This window comes from Mesorhizobium sp. B2-4-12 (assembly GCF_006441575.1).
GTDB lineage: Bacteria > Pseudomonadota > Alphaproteobacteria > Rhizobiales > Rhizobiaceae > Mesorhizobium.
Genome location: NZ_VFVC01000054.1, coordinates 18,475 through 36,694 on the forward strand (window position 1 = coordinate 18,475; position 18,220 = coordinate 36,694).

An 18,220-nucleotide genomic window follows, 5' to 3' on the forward strand; every position below is an offset into this window, starting at 1 on the left:
GGGCGACACCACCATGGCGCGGCTGGCGCGCGGGCCTTCGGGGCTGAAGAACGCCGGGCGCGTCGTGACGATCAAGCATGGCGGGCGCTTCTTCCTGCCCTACCAGCTGCATTATACGGCCAGGGAATTGCTGGCATCCTATCCCGAGCTGCCGGCCTTCCTGGCGGCAAAACGGCAATATGACCCGACGGAACTGTTTTCCTCGACCGTCTACCGTGCCATCAAGGCGCTGGGCAGGGCGGCGTCGTAGGCAGGAGAACAACCATGCGGATGGTATCAGCGGCAGCCCTCTCTCTCATCGCACTGTGCGCTGGACCGGCCGGAGCCGAGGACCTCAAGGCCTTCAGGTTGACCATCGATGGCGTGACGGTCGACATTGATCCCGGCGACACCGCCGATGTGACGCTGCCCGGCGGCAAAAAGAGCAAGGTGACGCTCGAGCGCAACGACTTCGCCACCTTTTCGGGCGGCAGTTTCTCCTTCGTCCATCCGAGCGACATTTCGGTGACCAAGACCGATCTCGGCGAAAACATCACGCAATATCTGATGGCCTCGGCGCTGGGCACGATCGTCGTGGTGCAGGAATACGGCAAGATGAATCCGGTGTCGCTCAACCAGCTCATGCTGCAGGAAATGACCAAGGAATCAGTGCAGGCGGGTGCCGAACTGACGCAGCAGCCGACGACGCGCAAGCTCGGCAACGGCAAGGAATTGACTGGCATCCGCGCCGAGGTGAAGACGCGCACCGATACCGCCTATTTCGAGATCGTCGGCTTCGGCCTTGCCGATCAGGGCCTGCTGTTCATCACACGCGTCGCCGGCGAGGACGCAGCCACCGAAAAGCCGCTGATCGACAAGTTCTGGGAGAGCCTGAAGGTCAAACTGTAGGGACTTAAAGTCCCGTTGGTACAAGGCCGGCCAGCCAGTTCACCGAACGCTTTGCCGCGTCGGCGGTCGCGGAAGCGGCGCGGCCAAGATCGGTCTTGACCACGGCGTAGCCATTCTTGGTGCGATAGAGCGTGCCGGTTCCACCATCGACCACCTGTTCATAGGCGACGGGCCGCGCGGCGGCCGCATCCATGGCCGTCGTCGGCGAGCCGACCGAGACGCTCGGACGGTGGCTCAGTTCCGGCGGCAGCGGCCGTTCCGGCGCAACGGTCCGGTCGGCGGGCTTCAGTTCCGGGCGGGATGCCGTAGCGGCCAGTTGCGAGGAGGACGCCGAGCCCTTGGTGCGGCAGATGCCGGACACCAGGGGATAGTTGAAATTATGCTGGCGCAGGATCTGGCTCTTCATCGCGGCTTCGCACTCGGCGATGGTCGACCATTTGGCCGGCGTCTCGCCGATATATTCACACAGCTTCGCGTCGCAGTCGCAGCCCACAATGGTCATGGCGACAAGGGCGGTCTTGATCACGGTCTTGTCCCTTCGAGATGCCCCCGGCAGCCCAGTCAGGTGCATGCCGCGTTCCAGGCGACACGCGATCCTCCATCGCGCGTCGATCAAGGCGGGATTTTGGCCTCGATTGTGGAATGTAGGTGGCGGCACGTGTCTATCCGGATCAGTCGACGCATGGCGGGGCCTACCGATCGAGCGGCACCCGCAACGTCGCCGGGAAAGAAGTTGGAGGGGCGCAAGACAGTCGGCGCCGGGATTTCTCCCAGCGCCTCCCTGTCAGATCAGGACGCGGTCGCGGCAGCAACTTCCCTACAGTCGTCGCGCCATGCCGGCCTTGATTTTGACGGTCTTGCCAGAGGCCACCCAAGGGCGGCATCCGTCCAGACCACGCTGGGCTTGGCCCTTGCGGGCTTGCCCTGCGTGCCATCGACGGTTTTTGCCGTCCTTCATGGCAGCATCGGTCCGCCGTCGGCGTTGGCACGCTTTCCGCGGCCCCGTAGCTCGGCTTCCGTCCCTCGCACAGGCAAGCCTGTTCTCGATCCGGGCCGTACGGGCCTCAGGAAATCCGCCTTTCACTTTCGCCTTTCGGCTCGATGATCGGTAGCCGCCTGAGATGGGTTGAACTTACGCCGGGTAAGGGTTCCGGGAAATGGTCCCGGGCCTGTGGATAGTGGGATTATCGGGGAGCGTTTGCCACTGGGCCCGGAATTTCGGCCCTGACTGCTTTAGACAGCCCGCCCCTGCTTTTCCACGCTCCGATCGAAGGTCCCTCTTGCTCCGCCGATGGACGCGGGCTTCAATGCCGGCAAAGGATCGAACACATAGGCTCGGTGCCGGGGAGAGCGAGCATTTGAAAGTCGGGGTGGTGCTCAATCCGATTGCGGGTGGCGGCCGGCTGAAACGGCATTGGCCTGATGTCGCCGCCGCGCTGAGAAAACACTTCGGCGATTTCGAGTTGCGCGAGACGCAGGCCGAGGGCGATGCCGAACGGCTGGCGATCGATCTCGCGGTGAATGGCTTCGATCTGGTGATCGCGGCCGGGGGCGACGGCACCGCCAGCGAAGTGGCCGACGGGCTGCTGCAGGCCGGCGAGGAAGGCGGGCGGAAGACCGAGCTCGGCTTGCTGCCCTGCGGCACCGGCATCGATTTCGCGCGCGGGCTCGGCCTGCCGAGGGCGGTGGATGCGACCCTGAAGCGGATCGCCGAGGCGAAGGCGAGGGCCGTCGATGCCGGCCGCATCTGCTACATCGACGACCATGGCGCGCTGGCCAGCCGTCACTTCATCAACATCGCCAGCCTCGGCCTGTCAGGCGCCACCGACCGCGCCGTCAACGCCGACAAGCGCAAGGGCAGGATGTCGGCCAGGACGCTGTTCCTGTGGCGCACCGTGGTCGAGTTCATCCGTTATCGCTTCCAGCATGTCCGGATCACCGTCGATGACGGCGCCCCGGTTGAGGCACGCATGGCGCTGGTGGCGGTGGCCAATGGAAAGTTCTTCGGCGGCGGCATGATGATCGCGCCCGATGCCGAACTGACCGACGGGCAGTTCGACATCGTCATCCTGCGCGCGGCGGGCAAGCTGAAACTGATCTGGGACATCCGCCTCCTCTATGGCGGGCGGCATCGCAACCACCCGGCGATCACCATATTGCGCGGCAGGAAAGTGGTTGTCGAACCGCTTGGCGATGGGGCAGAGAACGGTGCGCTGGTCGACATAGACGGCGAGTCGCCCGGGCGCATTCCGGCGACCTTCGAGATCCTGCCCGGCGCCCTGACGCTCAGATATTGAATCAAGGCGTTGCCCGGCAATGCCGCGTCGCGCAACGTCGTCATCCTAGGGCGAAGCAGGAGCGAAGCTCCGTCGCGGAGACCCTGAGATCCATGCCGTGACCTTGGCCGAGGAGTGCGGTGGAGGAGAAGTCGGCACCGTTGCATCGCCTTGATATTACGGCATGGATCCTCGGGGCAAGCCCGAGGATGACGAAGGGGAAGGGGTGTTTTCCGCCAATCACCGAGGCATGTTGTCCGATTCAACTCGCCCGAGAAACCAGTCGAGATGTTGCTGTTCTGATTCAAGGTGTTGCGGCTATGATTCTAGATTCTTGCCCAACGTCTTGATTTCATTTATTAGTTAGTCTTGCTCATGGTTCCAGCTTGGCCGGGAAACCAGCCGCGCGCAGGTCGGTGCCGACGGCGTCCTCGAGCAGCTTGACGATTTGGGTCGACCAGGCACCGCCGCCATAGGCTTGCTTGCCTTGCTCGAAAATCGCGTTGACGCGCGAGGCCAGCTTGAGCGGGACGCCGAAATCCCTGCCCATGCCGAGCGCGAAGCCAAGGTCCTTCAGCGCCAGGTCCATGGTGAAGCCGATATCGTAGGAGCCGTTGAGAACGAGCTGGCTTTCGGTCTCATGGACGAAGCTGTTGCCAGAGGAGGCGACGATGGCGTGATAGGACTGGGCGAGGTCGAGCCCGCCTTGCTTGGCCAGCATCAATGCCTCGCCGGCGGCGACGAGGTGGATGAAGGCCAGCATGTTGGTGATCACCTTGATCACCGCCGCAGAGCCAACCGGGCCCATCAGGAAGGAGCGCGCGCACATGGCTTCGATTGCAGCGCGATGGTGTTCGTAAAGCGCGGCATCGCCGCCAACCAGCGCGGTGATCTTGCCCGCTGCCGCCAGATGCACGCCACCGGTGACCGGGCATTCCAGTGTCTCGACACCCTTGGCCGAGGCGAGGGCGGCGAGGCGCACGATCTCATCACGGCCGTTGGTCGACATCTCGATCCAGGTGCCGCCCTTGGGCAGGCCCGCCAGCAGTCCGCCGGGGTCGGCCAGCACCGCTTCACTGACCTTGGGCGAGGGCAGGCAGGTGACGGCATTGCCGGCCTGCGCCGAGGCCTCGGCGGGGCTGTTCGCCGATGTGGCGCCGAGCGCTACCAGGCGCTCGACGGCGGCAGGGTCGCGGTCGAAGACGGTGACCGCGAAGCCGTTGCGGACCAGGCTGGCGGCAAGGTTGCCGCCGAGATGGCCGAGGCCGATGAAGGCGTAGCTTTCGCTCACGGCATCAACGGAGTCTGCATCATCTGCAGATGCAGGTCCTTGCCGGTGTAGGGGTGCGCATCGCAGACGTCCTCGTTGAGCTCGACGCCGAGGCCAGGCTCCTTCGACGGGATGACATTGCCGTCCTGCCACTCGATCTTCTTCTTCAGCAGCGTGGCGTGGAAACCGTCCCACTGCTTCAGCGATTCGAGGATGAGGAAGTTGGGCAGCGTCACCGCCAGCTGGATGTTGGCGGCACCGACGATCGGTCCGCAATAGCAGTGCGGCGCGATCTGGATGTGATAGGCCTCGGCCATCGCGGCGATCTTCTTGGTTTCGAGAATGCCGCCGGAGCGGCCGAGATCCGGCTGCAGGATGGTCGCGGCGCGGTTCTCGATGACGCGGGCGAATTCGGACTTTGTCGTCAGCCGCTCGCCGGTAGCGATCGGGATGGAGGTGCCGCGAGCGACCTGCGCCATCACTTCGGGCATATCGGGCGGCACCGGCTCCTCGAACCACAGCGGATCATAGGGCTCTATGGCGCGGGCGAGCCGTAGTGCGCCGGATGCCGTGAACTGGCCGTGCGTGCCGAACAATATGTCGGCGCGGGTGCCGACCGCCTCGCGGATCGCCCTGATCATGCGGGTGGAGACGTCGATATCGAGCAGGCGCGGCTGGTGGCCGTCGAAGGCGGTATAGGGGCCGGCCGGGTCGAGCTTGACGGCATTGAAGCCCTGCTCGACATATTCGAGCGCGCAGGCCGCCGCCAGGTCGGGATCGTTGTAGACGTTCCTGCCGTCCGGCGCATCCTCGGAATGGACGCTGCCGGTGTGCGGATAGAGATAGGTGTAGGAGCGCAGCGTCTCATGCACCTGGCCCCCAAGCAATTTGTAGACCGGCTTGTTCGCCTCCTTGCCGATAATGTCCCAGCAGGCCATTTCGAGCGCGGAAAAACAGCCCATTCCGGACACGTCGGGGCGCTGGGTGAAGCCGGAGGAATAGGCGCGGCGGAAGAAGTTCTCGACGTCGTGCGGATCGCGGCCGACGAGATAACGCTCGGCCATGTCTTCGACCATCCTGGCCGTGACATGGGCCGAGAAGGTGGCATTGTAAGCCTCGCCATAACCGACTACGCCGCCATCGGTGGTCAGTTTGACGAAGATGAAATACTTGCCGCCGATGCCGGGCGGCGGGTTGCCGACAACCCAGGTCTTGACGTCGGTGATCTTCATTTGTGGTCCTCCAGAACCAGTTCGGCGCCCTTCCATCCGGTCATGACGGAGGCGGCGTTGGTGTTGCCGGTGATGTTGTCCGGGAAAATCGACGCGTCGATGACGCGCAGGCCTTCGAGCCCATGCACCCTGAGGCGCGGATCGACGACGGCGCGCGAGGGATCGGGGCCCATGCGGCAGGTCGAAACCGGGTGATAGACGGTGCCCGAGCGCTTCCTGAAATCCGCGATCAGGTCGGCGTCGGACTCGATCGAAGGGCCGGGCAAGACCTCTTCGGCGATGATCTCGGCCATGGCCGGCATCGAGGCGATCTTGCGCACGAATTTCACCGCCGCCAGCATTTCGTCGATGTCCGCATTGGTCGAATAGGCGTTGGCGACGATTTTTGGATGATCCAGCGGGTTGCTGGAGCGGATCATGATCTCGCCACGGCTGGACGGGCGGCAGTTGGAGAGGCCGATGGAGAAGCCCGGCCAGGGATCGGGAGTCAGGATCGGACGTTCGCCGCTCTTTGGAATGATGGTCGAGAACGCCTGGAAATAGAGCTGCATGTTGGGCCGCGTGGCCGCCGGGTCGGTGCGGAAGAAACCACCGCCATGGTTCATCGAGAGCGACAGCGGGCCGGAACGGGTGAGGATGTACTGCATGCCGACCAGCAGCTTGCCCCACCAGGGACGCAGGATCTGGTTGAGCGTCGGCAGTTTGCCCTTGAAGGTGTAGTTGATGCCGACATGGTCCTGCAGATTGGCGCCGACATTCTCGTTGGCATGAACGACCGGGATGCCTAGCTGCTTCAGCAACTCCGAGGGTCCTATGCCGGAGAGCTGCATGAGCTGCGGCGAGTTGATCGAGCCGGTGGAAAGAATCACCTCGCGGCCGGCGCGGGCCGTTTTCGTCTGGCCGTTCTGAAGATATTCGATGCCGACAGCGCGCTTGCCTTCGAACAGGATGCGGCTTGCCAGCGCGTTGGTCTCGACGCGGACATTGCCGCGCTTCATCGCCGGGCGCAGGAAGGCGCGGGCCGCCGACATGCGGCGGCCGTTCCTAGTCGAGATCTGGTAGATGCCGACGCCTTCCTGGGCCGCGCCGTTGAAGTCAGGATTGAGCGGCAGGCCGGCCTGCTGGCCGGCGGCGAGATAGCGCTTCGTCAGCGGGTGGACGGCCTTCGTGGTGTCGGTGATGTGCAGCGGGCCGCCGGTGCCGCGCCATTGGTCGGCGCCGGCCTCATTGTCCTCGATCGCCTTGAAGACCGGCAGCAAATCGTCGTAGCCCCAGCCGGGATTGCCGGCGGCGCGCCAGTCGTCGAAATCCTCGCGCGCGCCCCTGATCCAGACCATGGCGTTGATCGAGCTCGAGCCGCCGAGCAGCTTGCCGCGCGGCCAGTGGTCGACATTGCCGCCAAGGCCGGGGTCGGGTTCGGACTTGTAGTTCCAGTTGACCTTGGGATCGAAGAAGGTCTTGCCGTAACCCAGCGGCATCTGCACGTAGAAGCGCCGGTCGGTGCCGCCGGCTTCGAGCACCAGCACCGAGAAGCGGCCCGAAGCCGACAGTTTGTCGGCGAGCACCGAGCCGGCCGAGCCGGAGCCGACGATGATGAAGTCATAAGTCTGCATGATGGAAATAAGCGGCTCCGAAAATCTGGCCGCAGCCTAGACGCGGCGGGCTTGCCGCGTCGCCGTGCCTTCCGGCATCGGTTGTGAAAAAAGCGACCGCGATGCCGGGCCGGATTGCGGGGAATACCGACAATCGCGCTTGATACGAATGGGCTCGACAGCTTATGCGATGGAATTATCTTGGCGCATGATTTTTTCCGAAAAGTCTGCAACTTTTCGGAACCATGCTCTGGCCACTCTGCGGAAGGCAGGAATCAGATGCGGACCCTGTCGGATGCCTTCATTCCCGAGCTGCCGGGTCACTACAAGGGCAAGGTCCGCGAGAATTACGACCTGGCCGACGGACGGCGCATCATCATCGCCACCGACCGCCTCAGCGCCTTCGACATCATCCTGACCTCGATCCCGTTCAAGGGAGAGATACTGACCCAGACGGCCCGCTACTGGTTCGAGGAAACCGCCGATATCTGCCCGAACCATGTGCTCGAATATCCCGATCCCAATGTCGTCGTCGGCACAAGGCTCGATATCCTGCCGGTCGAGATCGTCGTGCGCGGCTATCTGGCGGGCACTACCAGCACCTCGATCCTGACCCGCTACAGGCGCGGCGAGCGGGACATGTATGGAATGCGCCTGCCGGACGGCCTGCGCGACAATGAAAAGCTGGCCGAGCCGGTCATCACGCCGACGAGCAAGGCGGCGGATGGCGGCCATGACGAGCCGTTGTCCAGGGCCGAGATCATCGAGCAGGGCCTGCTCACCGAGGCGCAGTGGGATACCGTTTCGAGCTACGCGTTGAAGCTGTTCGCGCGCGGCCAGGAACGCGCCGCCGAGCGCGGCCTGATCCTGGCCGACACGAAATACGAATTCGGCACCGACAGGAACGGCACCATCATCCTGGCCGACGAAATCCACACGCCCGACAGCAGTCGCTACTGGATCGCGGCGAGTTACGAACAGGCGCTCGCAAGCGGCACGCGGCCGGAGAGCTTCGACAAGGATTTCATCCGCTCGTGGGTGGCGGCGCGCTGCGATCCCTACAAGGATCCGATCCCTAAGATTCCCGACGAGATCGTCGAACAGGCCTCCAGGATATACACGCAGGCCTACGAGGCGATTACGGGCAAGGCATTCGTTCCCGACATGTCGGGAAATACCGTTCTTGATCGCATCCGCTCGAACCTCGCGCGCTACTTCTAACGGACAGGCGTGCCTTGCCGCCGGTGCGGCGGGCGTGGACCGCGCCGTCCCAAGGCGCGTTGACGTGCCTGCGCCCTGACGCTACGGGATCAAGGGCAATCGATCTCAAGGGATTTCCTCGCATGGTGCACTACGCGGATGGACGGCCGATCGGAGACCTGACGCTGCGTACGCTCGCCATGCCTTCGGACGCCAATGCGGCCGGCGACATTTTCGGCGGCTGGGTGATGGCGCAGATGGACCTTGCCTGCGGCATCCGCGCCGCCGAGCGCGCCAGGGGGCGCGTGGTGACGGCGGCGGTCAAGGAGATGTCCTTCGCCAAGCCGATGAAGATCGGCGACACGCTGTGCATCTACACCCATGTCGAACGCGTCGGCCGTACGTCCATGACGCTCAAGGTCGAGGCCTGGGCGCAGCGCTATCTCTCCGACCTGATGGAAAAGGTGACGCACGCCGATTTCGTCATGGTGGCGCTCGACGGCGAGGGCAAGCCGAAGGCGGTGCCGGCCGAGAGTTGACAACAGCCCGTTCTCTCATACAGGCCAAATTGTAACATCGGCCGTGCGGGCGCCGCGCTTAGCGACATCCGACGGTTGCCCTCACGCCCGATTCTGCCGCGTTGGAGGAGAGACAATGCGTCAACACATGCTGAACGGCTGGCTCGTGGCAGCCCTTGTCGCTCTGGTCTGCCTGCTGAGCGTAACCGCCTATGCCGAAGTCAAGGACGACCTTCCACGCACCGCCTGCTTGCAGGGCGACAAGGGCGTCGGGGTGCCAGCCGCGGCATGCGCGATCTGCAGTCCGGCGCCTTGCGGGAACATGGCGCCACGAGCCTGAATGGTTGCCTCAGGCTCACGACTATCCTCGTCAAAGTAGCGGGTGTGCTGGCCGGCGATAGGCAAAGTTTGGCGGCCTCGTTTAGAGGTCACGGGTTCGCCTGCCGTCAGGCAATGTCGCTCATCGCGAGATACCGGATTCCTTGCCGCGCAAGGGTTTCAGCCATGCATCCCGTCGAATTTTTCGCGTGCCGCCTTGACGCGCTGGGTGTTCCTGCGTGCCCATTCGCCAAGCGCGCTGACCGGAATCAGGAGTTCATGGCCGAGTTCGGTCAGCTCGTAATCGACGCGCGGCGGGATGGTCGGGAACACGGTGCGGGTGACGAAACCGTCGCGTTCCAGGCCGCGCAAGGTGGTGGTCAGCATCTTCTGCGAGATGCCGCCGACAGCGGCGCGCAACTCATTGAAACGCAGCGGCCCATCGCCAAGCTTGCCGACCACGAGCACGGTCCATTTGTCGCCGACACGCTGCAGGATTTCCGAAATGGCGCGGCAGTCTTCGGTGCGGTGCGGGTGCCTCAGTAACAAAAAGGTGCCTCCTTGCGTCTGGAGTTGACAGTATCTCATATAGCGCCGGTATCTAAACGATACCAGCTTTTACCGGAATGGAGAGCCTCCCATGTCAAAACCCAAGATCGCCATCATCGTTGGTTCGACGCGCGCCGCGCGCTTCGCCGATGTGCCCACCCAATGGATCGCCAAGATCGCCAAGTCGCATGCCGACATCGACGTGGAAGTCGTCGACCTGCGTGACTTCCCGCTGCCTTTCTTCGACGAAGTTGCCTCCTCCGCCTGGGTGCCTTCGACCAACGAGGTGGCGCAGCGCTGGCAGAAGAAGGTCGCCGAGTATGACGGCTTCATCTTCACCGCCGCCGAATACAATCATGGCCCGACGGCGGTGCTGAAGAACGCCATCGACTACGCCGCCAACGAATGGAACAAGAAGCCGGCCGGCTTCGTCGGCTATGGCAGCGTCGGTGGCGCCCGCGCCGTCGAGCAGCTCCGCCTCCATGCCGTCGAACTGCAGATGGCGCCGGTCAAGTCCGCCGTCCATATCGCCTGGGGCGACTTCCTCGCCGTGCGCCAGGGCGAGAAGAAGCTTGAGGATCTCGAGCACCTGAACCAGGCCGCCGCCGCGCTGGTCAACGATGTCGCCTGGTGGGCCAAGGCGCTGAAGAAGGCGCGCGACGCCGAAGTGGTTGACGATGAAATCAAGGCGGCCTGATCGCTCTTTGAGATTATCCTCCCAAGGGATAAAGGGCGGCGCTTGCGCCGCCCTTTTTCGTTGGAGGGGGCCCCATAAGTGCTGCTCGAGCAAACGTCGCGCTGCCCCTCATCCGGCTGCCTGTGTCCAGCCGATAGATGGGTAACACTTTGAACCGGATAGATAGGTAACAGTTTTCTCCCTCATGATGGGTTCGCCGCAGCGCCAAGCGGTCGGGTTGGCGCTGCGCTGCGGCGAACCAGTTTCATGGCCTTCTCGTCGATGAACCCGAGCGGATGGGCGTAGAAGCGCATCGCCCATCCGCCATTCTCAGTCTCCTCGATGGCGATCGGTTCGCCGGCCAATGTGGCCGAGACATAGATTTCGGCGCCCCGCCATTTGACGGCGCCATTCTGGCGCACACCGCGCACCGCCGCCTCGGCCGGATAGTTGGGCTCGGGGGTCGTCTTCGGCATGGGACGGGTCGAGCAGCAGGATCGGCCCGCTTTGCCGGTGCGGGCCGTGAAGCGCGAGGCGCGCGCCGGCATCGTTGGACCGCCATATGGTCGGAGCTGCCATCTGGCCCAGCCATGTCGCCCTGATATGTCAGCTTGCATCCGTCACCTGAGTAAGCCCGCGTGAAGTCATCCAGCCTGTCCGGCGCCGTTTCCCCGATGATCCCGGTGCTCGTATGCGCGCTTGGCATCTTCCTCCTGTCCGGCATGGATGCCGCGATGAAGGTGCTGGTCATCGCGGTCGGCGTCTACAACACGGTGCTGTGGCGCAGCATGCTGGCGACCGTGGTCGCGGGCACCGGCTGGTTGGCGGGGCCGCGCTCGCTTCCTGCTCCTTCGGTGCTGAGGCTGCATGCGCTGCGGGCCGCTGTTGTCGGCATCGTCCTTTTGTCCTTCTTCTGGGGGCTTGCCAGGCTGCCGCTGGCGGAGGCGATCGGGCTTAGTTTCGTGGCGCCCCTGTTTGCGCTTCTCCTGGCCGCGCTTTTGCTGGGCGAGCGGATACAGCGGCAGGCGATCTGGGCCTCATTGGCCGGGATGGCGGGCGTCGCAATCATCGTGGCCGGACAGTTCGGACAGAGAAGCTATGCCGGCGATGCCCTGCTTGGGACGGCCGCGGTGCTCGTGTCGACCGTGTTCTACGCCTACAATCTGATCCTTGCGCGGCAACAGGCGCTGGTGGCCAAGCCAATCGAGATCATGCTGTTCCAGAACCTTTGCGTTGCGGTGATCCTTGGTTTTGCCGCGCCCTGGCTCGCCATCGCCTTGCCGGGCAATCTCTGGCTTCCGCTTGCCGGAGTGACGGCACTGTCACTCGCCGGCCAATTCCTGATGAGCTGGGCCTATGCCCGCGCCGAAGCGCAATATCTGATCCCGACGGAATACTCGGCCTTCATCTGGGCGATCGCGCTCGGCTTCCTCTTCTTCGACGAGGCGGTGACCTGGACTACGCTGGGCGGAGCAGGCCTCATCGTGGCCAGCTGCCTGATCGCCACGCGCTCAAACCCCAGATTTGCAGAACCGATCGAAGCCACGGTTTGAGGGAGCGAGTTCCCTCGAGTCAGACGGCTAACGCAACTTGGGCAAGCCGCAGGGTCCCTGGTCTGATCCTCGCGGCTATCTCGATCCGTTGTCAGCGTACCACCTCGCGGTGGCCGCTCGGCAGACGGGTGGCGATCAGCTTGTCGATGCGGCGGCCGTCGAGATCGACCACTTCGAAGCGCCAGCCTTGAGCGTCGACGCATTCGCCGGTCGTTGGCAAATGATGCATGTGTGACAGCACGTAGCCGGCGACGGTCTCATAATCGCGGTTTTCCGGCAGGTCGATGCCGAGGACCTCGGCCATCTCGTCGGCCTGCATGTAGCCGGCGAGCAGCCATGAGCCGTCGTCGCGCTGGACGGCGTTTTCTTCCTCGCCGGCTTCGAGATCCGAGCGGAAGACGCCGGTGATGGCCTCGAGGATGTCCGCAGGGGTGACGATGCCTTCGAAGTGGCCGTACTCGTCATGCACCAGCGCCATCGGCACGTCGGATTCCTTCAGCTTTTGCAGCACGTCCAGTGCGTCGGCCTGGTCGTGGACGATGGGTGCCGCGCGCACATGTTTGCGCGGATCGAGCGCGCGGCCGGCAAGCAGCGCCGCCAGCACGTCGCGGGTCTGGACGACGCCGATCATGGCGTCGACGCTGCCGTCGCCGGCCGGCAGCCGCGAATGCTGCGTCTCCATCAAAAGCTTGCGGATCGTGGCATCGTCGGACTGCAGATTGATCCAGTCGACGTCGGTGCGCGGCGACATCACGGCGCGCACGGCGCGGTCACCAAGCCGCATGACGCCGGCGATCATGCGCCGCTCGTCGGATTCGATGGTGCCGTGATGCTCGGCCTCGGCGACCAGCATCTTGATCTCCTCGTCGGTGACCTTCTCCTCGCTTTCGCCGCGCTGGCCGAGCAGCCACAGGACAGCCCGGCCCGAAATGTCGAGCAGGAACACCAATGGCGCCGAAACGGTGGCAAGGATGGTCATCGCGGGCGCCGCGCGGACGGCAACCCGCTCGGGATCGCGCAAGGCGATCTGCTTGGGCACGAGTTCGCCAACAATCAGGGAGAAATAGGTGATGATGGCGACCACGATGCCGACGCCGAGCGGGTCGGCGATGCTTTCGCGGATGCCGGTCGAGGCCAGGAACACTGCCAGTCGATCCCCCAGCGTGGCGCCGGAGAAGGCGCCGGAGAGAATACCGACCAGGGTGATGCCGATCTGCACCGAGGACAGAAATTTGCCGGGATCGGAGCCGAGCGCCAGGGCACGGCCGGCGCCGTTGATATTGCGGTCGATCATTGCCTTGAGCCGGGCTGGCCGTGACGAGACAATGGCGAGCTCGGACATTGCCAGAAGGCCGTTCACGCAAATGAGGACGACCACGATAGCGATTTCGACGTATAGCATGAGGGCTCAATAGCATTGCGTCGGGCCGCTCGAAAATAGTCCGCCGTCATTTTTAGAATATGACGCGTGTCTTTCAGGCCTTGTCTCACGGCGGCGCCGAAAAGTGTTCGACAAGGGCATAGACGACAACCCGCACCTTTGGCGTGAGCGCGCGTTACCGGCCAGACGGCGCGCACGACAATGTGTGGGGCTGTCGATTCGGCAAGATCGCGATCGCCACGACGTGACACGAGTCACCGCAGTTGCTTCAACACACCGATGATTGCCTTGCCGTCGGTGAAGTAGGGATCACGACCGCCATTGCGGCCGACGCGCTTTGGACTCTTGCTTTCATGCATGTCGTTTTCCCAAGACCGAGGTCACTTTTGGGCGACATGCATCAGCGGCAGGCGCGGTAGCCGTTCTTGCGGTTCTTGATGTCGAAATGGAAATGGTTGCGGTGGTCGTAATTGTAGCCGGGGCCGAGCACGGTGGTGAAATACTGGCAGCCGTCGGCACGCACATTGTTGAGGAAGCCGCGCGTGCGGAAGGCGAACAGGCCGGGCTTGCGCACGTCGATGTCATCGCCATTGTTGAGCTCGATGCTCATGACGTCGAGCGCATTGCCTTTGCCGTGCTCGGACAGCACGCCTTCGCCGGCGATGTTGCGGCAGGAATAGCTCGATCCCTGGTGGATGGTCTTGACGCCGGAGAAGTAGCGCCAGCGGGCGGAGGGAACCAGTTCATTCTTCGTCCAGGCGGCGAAGGTGGCGGCCATGTCGCAGGTCAGCGTCGCGGCGGGCTTCATCTCGACGCTGCCGATGGCCGAGACCTTGACCGGATAGTCGATGCCGCACTGGCCTTCATGGATCGGCGCCAGATCGGTGTAGGCGACATCGAAACGCTTCAGCTGCTGGCGGCAGTCTGTCTCGCTGGCCGGCATCTGTTCGGTCGGTGACATCGGGGTGTCCATGCGCGGATAAGCGGCCTGCGTCATGTAGGGATTGGACGGGACAAGCCTCTGCATCCCCGAATATTGCGGCACGGCCGCGGTCTGCGAGCCGACGTCCACGGCCGGTTCGAGCGACAGCACGTTGCCGGTGTTACAGGCCGAAACCGTGGCCAGCGCAAGGCCGGTGGCCAGCAGCGCCGCAGGTCTGGGTTGGCGCGCTATGGAGAGAAACACGGCGCGAAATTTGCCGGCCATTGGCGGAATCCTGTCCCCGAACCTGATCCTGACCAGGTCCTACCCTTTGCCTGATCATGATCTTTTCCGAAAACCGGTTTCCGCTTTTCGGGATCATGGCCCGGATATTCGGTATTTTAACGATCAAGGGTAAAGGAAAACTCAGCGGCCGCGTTCATGCCTGCGGCTGAATTGCGGCACCTGCGGCTGACAGCCAATGCTCATCGGCAAAACGTGCCGCCATGGCGGCGCGGTTCGAGGTCGAAATGGAAATGCAAGGCGTGGTCGGCGTCGGCGCCGGGTCCAAGCACGGTCCTGAACGGACCGCAGGCGGCTTTGCGCACGGCGTCGAGGAACTTGCCCTCTTTCTCAGGCGGCGTCAGGCCGACCTCGATTGTCCTGCCGTCCGATAGGGTGAAGCTGGCGATATCGAGCGCGTTGCCGAAAGCGTGCTCCGACAGTTTCCCGGCGCCGTGTCGCGGCCGGCAGACGAAGGCCGATGCCTGGCCGATCGATTTCAGATCGGCGCCGAATTCGGCTTTCGCCGCCGGCTGGACGACGTCAGCGGCAAAACGCGCCGTCGCCTCCGCCATCGGGCAATTGAGCTCGGTGTCGGGGGCAATCGCGATCGATCTGCCGAGTGACTTCAGCACCAGGGGATAGGGAATCGAACAGCCGATTTCGGGATTGCTTTCCGCCTTGTGCTCCTCGAATTCGACCCCGAGCGCCTTCAGTCGTTCCCGGCAGGCAACTTCCTCCGCGGGCATCTTGTCCGCCGGCAGGTCGGCCGAGCGCGGGTCGGGAAGCATCTTCTGGTCCCCGGTATCGGCCGGCTTCTGAGGCGGTTGCGGGGCGACGTCAGGCGGCTGGGCCTCGGGCTGCTGGTCATCGGGCTTTGGTGTCGGTATTGGCGCCACGGCCGGTGGCTCCGGCTCGCTTTCCATGTTGGCTTGCGGTTCGGGGAGCGCCTGTTTCTTGTAACGGGATTTTTCTTCATTGAACTGATTGGAAGCCCCGCCGCTCTTTGGGGCCTCGGTGTTCTGTTCTTCCGTTTTCGGGCTTTTTTCCGTGTTTGGCGAGCCTGCGGGACGTTGCTCCGGCAGGGGAACATCGGCGGGCGATGGCAGCGGAGGCTGCGTCGTCTGCTGGGCGGGGCTGCGCGTGATCTGTTGCTCGCCCCTCGGTTTCGGCTGCTTGCGCCGCGATTTCCCCCGCGGCTTCAGGGGCTGGTCGACCCGCGGCGTCAGCGGCTGCTCCACTCGCGGTGAAAGCGGCTTGTAATGCCTGTGACGATGTTTGGCGTCGGCCGGCGCCGCCAGCAGAACTGTCGCCGCCATGACCATTGCGATCCGGTACCTTCGGGAAGAGCGCAGCGTTGCCATCGCTCCGAAACGGCACCGGCATGCCGAAGTTGCGTGCGCGGCCGCTTCGGGCGATCACAATCGGTTACTTCAGCGTTACGCGCCGATCGCTTCCAGCCCCTCTTCCAGCCAGTCGGCAAGCAGCGGCATGCCGAGCAGGTATTTTGCCGTGCGCCTGTTGGGGCGCTCGCGCGCCGCGGTCACGGCATCCGACCATTCCGAGGGGTCGTAGTCGCCACGCCCGACCCAGGCGAGCGCGATCAGTTCGGCGGCTTCATCGACATTGAGGTCGTTGATCAGTTCGCGCAGTTCCTCTTCGGTCAGGTTTTCCGAACTCTCCTCGGCAAGGCCGTCATGATGGTGATTGTCGTGCGTGTCGCCATCGAACTCGATCTCGTGTTCGGCACCGTCGGCATAATCCTCGTTGACGGCCGCACTCAGCGCCTTGGCCTTGAGGATGAACAGGCGCACGGTGTCGGGGCCGATCGAAAGTTCCCAGTTCTTCTCAAGCCGTTGCTGCACGGGCCGTCTCCGTGGGCTCAGTCTTCATTCGATCCGCGATGATACCGAATTTGCGCCATCCGTCACCTCATGTTCTCCAGGCCTGCTTTTCCGGGATGAAACGCGAACCACTTGGCGTTAGTGTTCTATTCTCACCCCTCCAGGAGGCTTCGATGCATAAAAGAGTGCTGATCCAGACGGCGAGCGCGCTAATCGCTCTGCAGTTTCTTGCCGTTCCGGCGTTCGCCGCGGGCGGCGACAGTTCGGGCGGCGGCCAGACTGTTACCCAGTGCAAGAAGGGCGAGGTCTGGGACAAGAAGAAGAAAAAGTGCGTCGCGCCCCAGGAAGGCATGTTGGACGACGACAGCATCTATGAAGCCGGTCACGACCTGGCGATGGCCGGGCGCTATGACGAGGCGATCTCGGTGCTCACCCTTGCCGCCAACAAGCAGGATCCGCGCATCCTCAACTATCTCGGCTATTCGCACCGCCATTCCGGCCGTGTCGCCGTAGGCCTCGGCTATTACGAAGAGGCGCTGCGCATCGACCCGAACTACACGCTGGTGCGGGAATATCTCGGCGAAGCGCATCTCCAGATCGGCGATCTGGCCGGCGCCCAGCAGCAGCTGGCGGAGATCGAGAAGCGTATCGGCAAGGGGTCGCGCGAATACGGCATGCTGGCCGAGCAGATCAACCATTTCATGCGCAGCTGACCTGGCCTCCAAGGGTCCCGAAGCGGCCGCGAGCGATCGCGGCCGCTTTTTGTCGCCACCTTGCCTCGCCGTCGCCCGGCTCGCGAAAGCGGTGACGATTTTTGCAAAACCGCTTTTTTGGGCGTGAAAAACCCGCGAAGATTGCTATATTGGGGGAAATTGCGGTGAAACGGTTCCGTTAGCCCGAGGCTGCCGGACCGTTTTCTTTTTGTACCCAACGACAAGGCTTCCCCCGAAACGCGGGGGCGGCGGCAGAAAGGTCAGGCATCATGAACAAGGTCCCGATGACAGGCGAGGGGTTCGCGTCATTGAAGGAAGAACTGCGTTGGCGCCAGCAGGAAGAGCGGCCGCGCATCATCGAGGCGATCTCTGAAGCGCGCTCGCATGGCGACCTGTCCGAAAATGCCGAATATCACGCCGCCAAGGAGGCGCAGAGCCTCAACGAGGGCCGCGTCAACGAACTCGAGGACCTGATCGCGCGCGCCGAAGTCATCGACGTCACCAAGCTCAGCGGCGACAAGGTCAAGTTCGGCGCCACCGTCGTGCTGGTCGATGAGGACACCGAGGAAAAGAAGACCTACCAGATCGTCGGCGACCAGGAAGCCGACGTGAAGTCCGGCCGCATCTCGATCTCCTCGCCGATCGCGCGGGCGCTGATCGGCAAGGAAGTCGGCGACGCCATCGAGGTCAATGCGCCAGGTGGTGCGCGCGGCTATGAGATCGTCCAGGTGCAGTTCATTTAACGAATTTGACGGCGCGGTTTCGTCCTGTCCGCGCTTCAAGCCAGGTCGGCGCTGCCCCTCATCGCCCTGCCGGGCACTTCTCCCCGTATAGTGACGGGGAGAAGGAACGCCGTCATTGATCGTTTCGCTAATCGCCAGCGTTGTAAGAAGGCCGCCAAGATTGCGGCCAGCTCTCTTCTCCCCGTTACTATACGGGGAGAAGGTGCCGGCAGGCGGATGAGGGGCTGCGCCGACCTTTTCGATTGATTCGACCGAAAAATCAA

At 63.6% G+C, this 18,220-nt stretch carries 21 protein-coding genes; 10 read left to right on the forward strand and 11 right to left on the reverse strand.

The window, feature by feature from the left end; translation table 11 throughout:
• Positions 1-13: 13 nt before the first annotated feature.
• Both FJ934_RS24480 and FJ934_RS24485 read left to right on the forward strand, forming a co-directional pair.
• On the forward strand, positions 14-250 hold the full coding sequence (locus FJ934_RS24480) for a hypothetical protein (protein WP_246671622.1): 237 nt from the start codon (positions 14-16) through the stop codon (positions 248-250).
• 14 nt (positions 251-264) lie between these two features.
• Positions 265-888, forward strand: a complete 624-nt coding sequence (locus tag FJ934_RS24485) for a hypothetical protein (RefSeq protein ID WP_140612998.1) — start codon at positions 265-267, stop codon at positions 886-888.
• Between the two features lie 4 nt (positions 889-892).
• Here FJ934_RS24485 and FJ934_RS24490 read toward each other — a convergent pair whose 3' ends face one another.
• Positions 893-1,414 (reverse strand): hypothetical protein, encoded by a 522-nt coding sequence (locus FJ934_RS24490; protein ID WP_140612999.1) that lies wholly within the window; start codon positions 1,412-1,414, stop codon positions 893-895.
• An 832-nt stretch (positions 1,415-2,246) separates the two neighbouring features.
• Here FJ934_RS24490 and FJ934_RS24495 point away from each other — a divergent pair.
• Complete coding sequence (locus FJ934_RS24495) at positions 2,247-3,185, forward strand: diacylglycerol kinase family protein (protein ID WP_140613000.1); 939 nt, start codon at positions 2,247-2,249, stop codon at positions 3,183-3,185.
• Positions 3,186-3,537: 352 nt separating this feature from the next.
• Here FJ934_RS24495 and FJ934_RS24500 read toward each other — a convergent pair whose 3' ends face one another.
• The 3 genes from FJ934_RS24500 to FJ934_RS24510 are packed head-to-tail and all read right to left on the reverse strand — an operon-like array spanning position 3,538 to position 7,279.
• Positions 3,538-4,455 carry an NAD(P)-dependent oxidoreductase gene (locus tag FJ934_RS24500; RefSeq protein WP_140613001.1) on the reverse strand — a complete coding sequence of 306 codons (918 nt, stop codon included), beginning with the start codon at positions 4,453-4,455 and terminating at the stop codon, positions 3,538-3,540.
• Entirely contained in the window at positions 4,452-5,666 is a 1,215-nt protein-coding gene (locus tag FJ934_RS24505) for a mandelate racemase/muconate lactonizing enzyme family protein (protein ID WP_140613002.1), read from the reverse strand. The genes FJ934_RS24500 and FJ934_RS24505 overlap by 4 nt, the downstream gene beginning before the upstream one ends.
• Entirely contained in the window at positions 5,663-7,279 is a 1,617-nt protein-coding gene (locus FJ934_RS24510; protein ID WP_140613003.1) for a GMC family oxidoreductase N-terminal domain-containing protein, read from the reverse strand. Before FJ934_RS24510 ends, FJ934_RS24505 begins: the two co-directional genes overlap by 4 nt.
• Positions 7,280-7,537: 258 nt before the next feature.
• Here FJ934_RS24510 and FJ934_RS24515 point away from each other — a divergent pair, with 258 nt between their 5' ends.
• The 3 genes from FJ934_RS24515 to FJ934_RS24525 all read left to right on the forward strand — a co-directional run bounded on the left by FJ934_RS24515 (position 7,538) and on the right by FJ934_RS24525 (position 9,316).
• Positions 7,538-8,479, forward strand: coding sequence for a phosphoribosylaminoimidazolesuccinocarboxamide synthase (locus FJ934_RS24515; RefSeq protein ID WP_140613004.1), 942 nt, complete (start codon positions 7,538-7,540; stop codon positions 8,477-8,479).
• A 122-nt stretch (positions 8,480-8,601) separates the two neighbouring features.
• Complete coding sequence (locus FJ934_RS24520; RefSeq protein ID WP_140613005.1) at positions 8,602-8,997, forward strand: acyl-CoA thioesterase; 396 nt, start codon at positions 8,602-8,604, stop codon at positions 8,995-8,997.
• A 115-nt stretch (positions 8,998-9,112) separates the two neighbouring features.
• The gene (locus FJ934_RS24525) at positions 9,113-9,316 is read left to right on the forward strand and encodes a hypothetical protein (protein WP_140613006.1); all 204 of its coding nucleotides are present in this window, start codon (positions 9,113-9,115) and stop codon (positions 9,314-9,316) included.
• A gap of 158 nt (positions 9,317-9,474) precedes the next feature.
• On the opposite strand, the gene FJ934_RS24530 is transcribed toward FJ934_RS24525, so the two are convergent.
• A complete protein-coding gene (locus tag FJ934_RS24530) occupies positions 9,475-9,843 on the reverse strand; it encodes a helix-turn-helix domain-containing protein (RefSeq protein WP_181165755.1) in 369 nt (122 codons plus the stop codon).
• 91 nt (positions 9,844-9,934) lie between these two features.
• Between FJ934_RS24530 and FJ934_RS24535 the strand changes: the two genes are divergently transcribed.
• A complete protein-coding gene (locus FJ934_RS24535) occupies positions 9,935-10,540 on the forward strand; it encodes an NADPH-dependent FMN reductase (protein ID WP_140613008.1) in 606 nt (201 codons plus the stop codon).
• 182 nt (positions 10,541-10,722) lie between these two features.
• Here FJ934_RS24535 and FJ934_RS24540 read toward each other — a convergent pair whose 3' ends face one another.
• Complete coding sequence (locus tag FJ934_RS24540) at positions 10,723-10,995, reverse strand: hypothetical protein (RefSeq protein ID WP_246671623.1); 273 nt, start codon at positions 10,993-10,995, stop codon at positions 10,723-10,725.
• Between the two features lie 198 nt (positions 10,996-11,193).
• On the opposite strand from FJ934_RS24540, the gene FJ934_RS24545 reads away from it, so the two are divergent.
• The gene (locus FJ934_RS24545; RefSeq protein ID WP_140613014.1) at positions 11,194-12,072 is read left to right on the forward strand and encodes a DMT family transporter; all 879 of its coding nucleotides are present in this window, start codon (positions 11,194-11,196) and stop codon (positions 12,070-12,072) included.
• Between the two features lie 91 nt (positions 12,073-12,163).
• Here the strand turns inward: FJ934_RS24545 and FJ934_RS24550 are convergent, their stop codons facing one another.
• From FJ934_RS24550 to FJ934_RS24570, 5 genes are all read right to left on the reverse strand, one after another.
• On the reverse strand, positions 12,164-13,474 hold the full coding sequence (locus tag FJ934_RS24550) for a hemolysin family protein (protein WP_140613009.1): 1,311 nt from the start codon (positions 13,472-13,474) through the stop codon (positions 12,164-12,166).
• A gap of 233 nt (positions 13,475-13,707) precedes the next feature.
• Positions 13,708-13,812, reverse strand: a complete 105-nt coding sequence (locus FJ934_RS28550) for an LssY C-terminal domain-containing protein (RefSeq protein WP_246671624.1) — start codon at positions 13,810-13,812, stop codon at positions 13,708-13,710.
• Positions 13,813-13,853: 41 nt separating this feature from the next.
• A complete protein-coding gene (locus FJ934_RS24560) occupies positions 13,854-14,660 on the reverse strand; it encodes an extensin family protein (RefSeq protein WP_140613010.1) in 807 nt (268 codons plus the stop codon).
• Positions 14,661-14,860: 200 nt separating this feature from the next.
• A complete protein-coding gene (locus FJ934_RS24565; protein ID WP_246671626.1) occupies positions 14,861-15,898 on the reverse strand; it encodes an extensin family protein in 1,038 nt (345 codons plus the stop codon).
• 198 nt (positions 15,899-16,096) lie between these two features.
• Entirely contained in the window at positions 16,097-16,522 is a 426-nt protein-coding gene (locus tag FJ934_RS24570; RefSeq protein ID WP_140613012.1) for a DUF3775 domain-containing protein, read from the reverse strand.
• A 152-nt stretch (positions 16,523-16,674) separates the two neighbouring features.
• Here FJ934_RS24570 and FJ934_RS24575 point away from each other — a divergent pair, with 152 nt between their 5' ends.
• Together FJ934_RS24575 and greA are read left to right on the forward strand one after the other, a co-directional pair.
• Positions 16,675-17,214, forward strand: a complete 540-nt coding sequence (locus FJ934_RS24575) for a tetratricopeptide repeat protein (protein WP_140613013.1) — start codon at positions 16,675-16,677, stop codon at positions 17,212-17,214.
• A gap of 269 nt (positions 17,215-17,483) precedes the next feature.
• Positions 17,484-17,957: a transcription elongation factor GreA gene (gene greA, locus FJ934_RS24580; protein ID WP_008877613.1), complete on the forward strand. Its 474-nt coding sequence runs from the start codon at positions 17,484-17,486 to the stop codon at positions 17,955-17,957.
• Positions 17,958-18,220 lie beyond the last annotated feature (263 nt).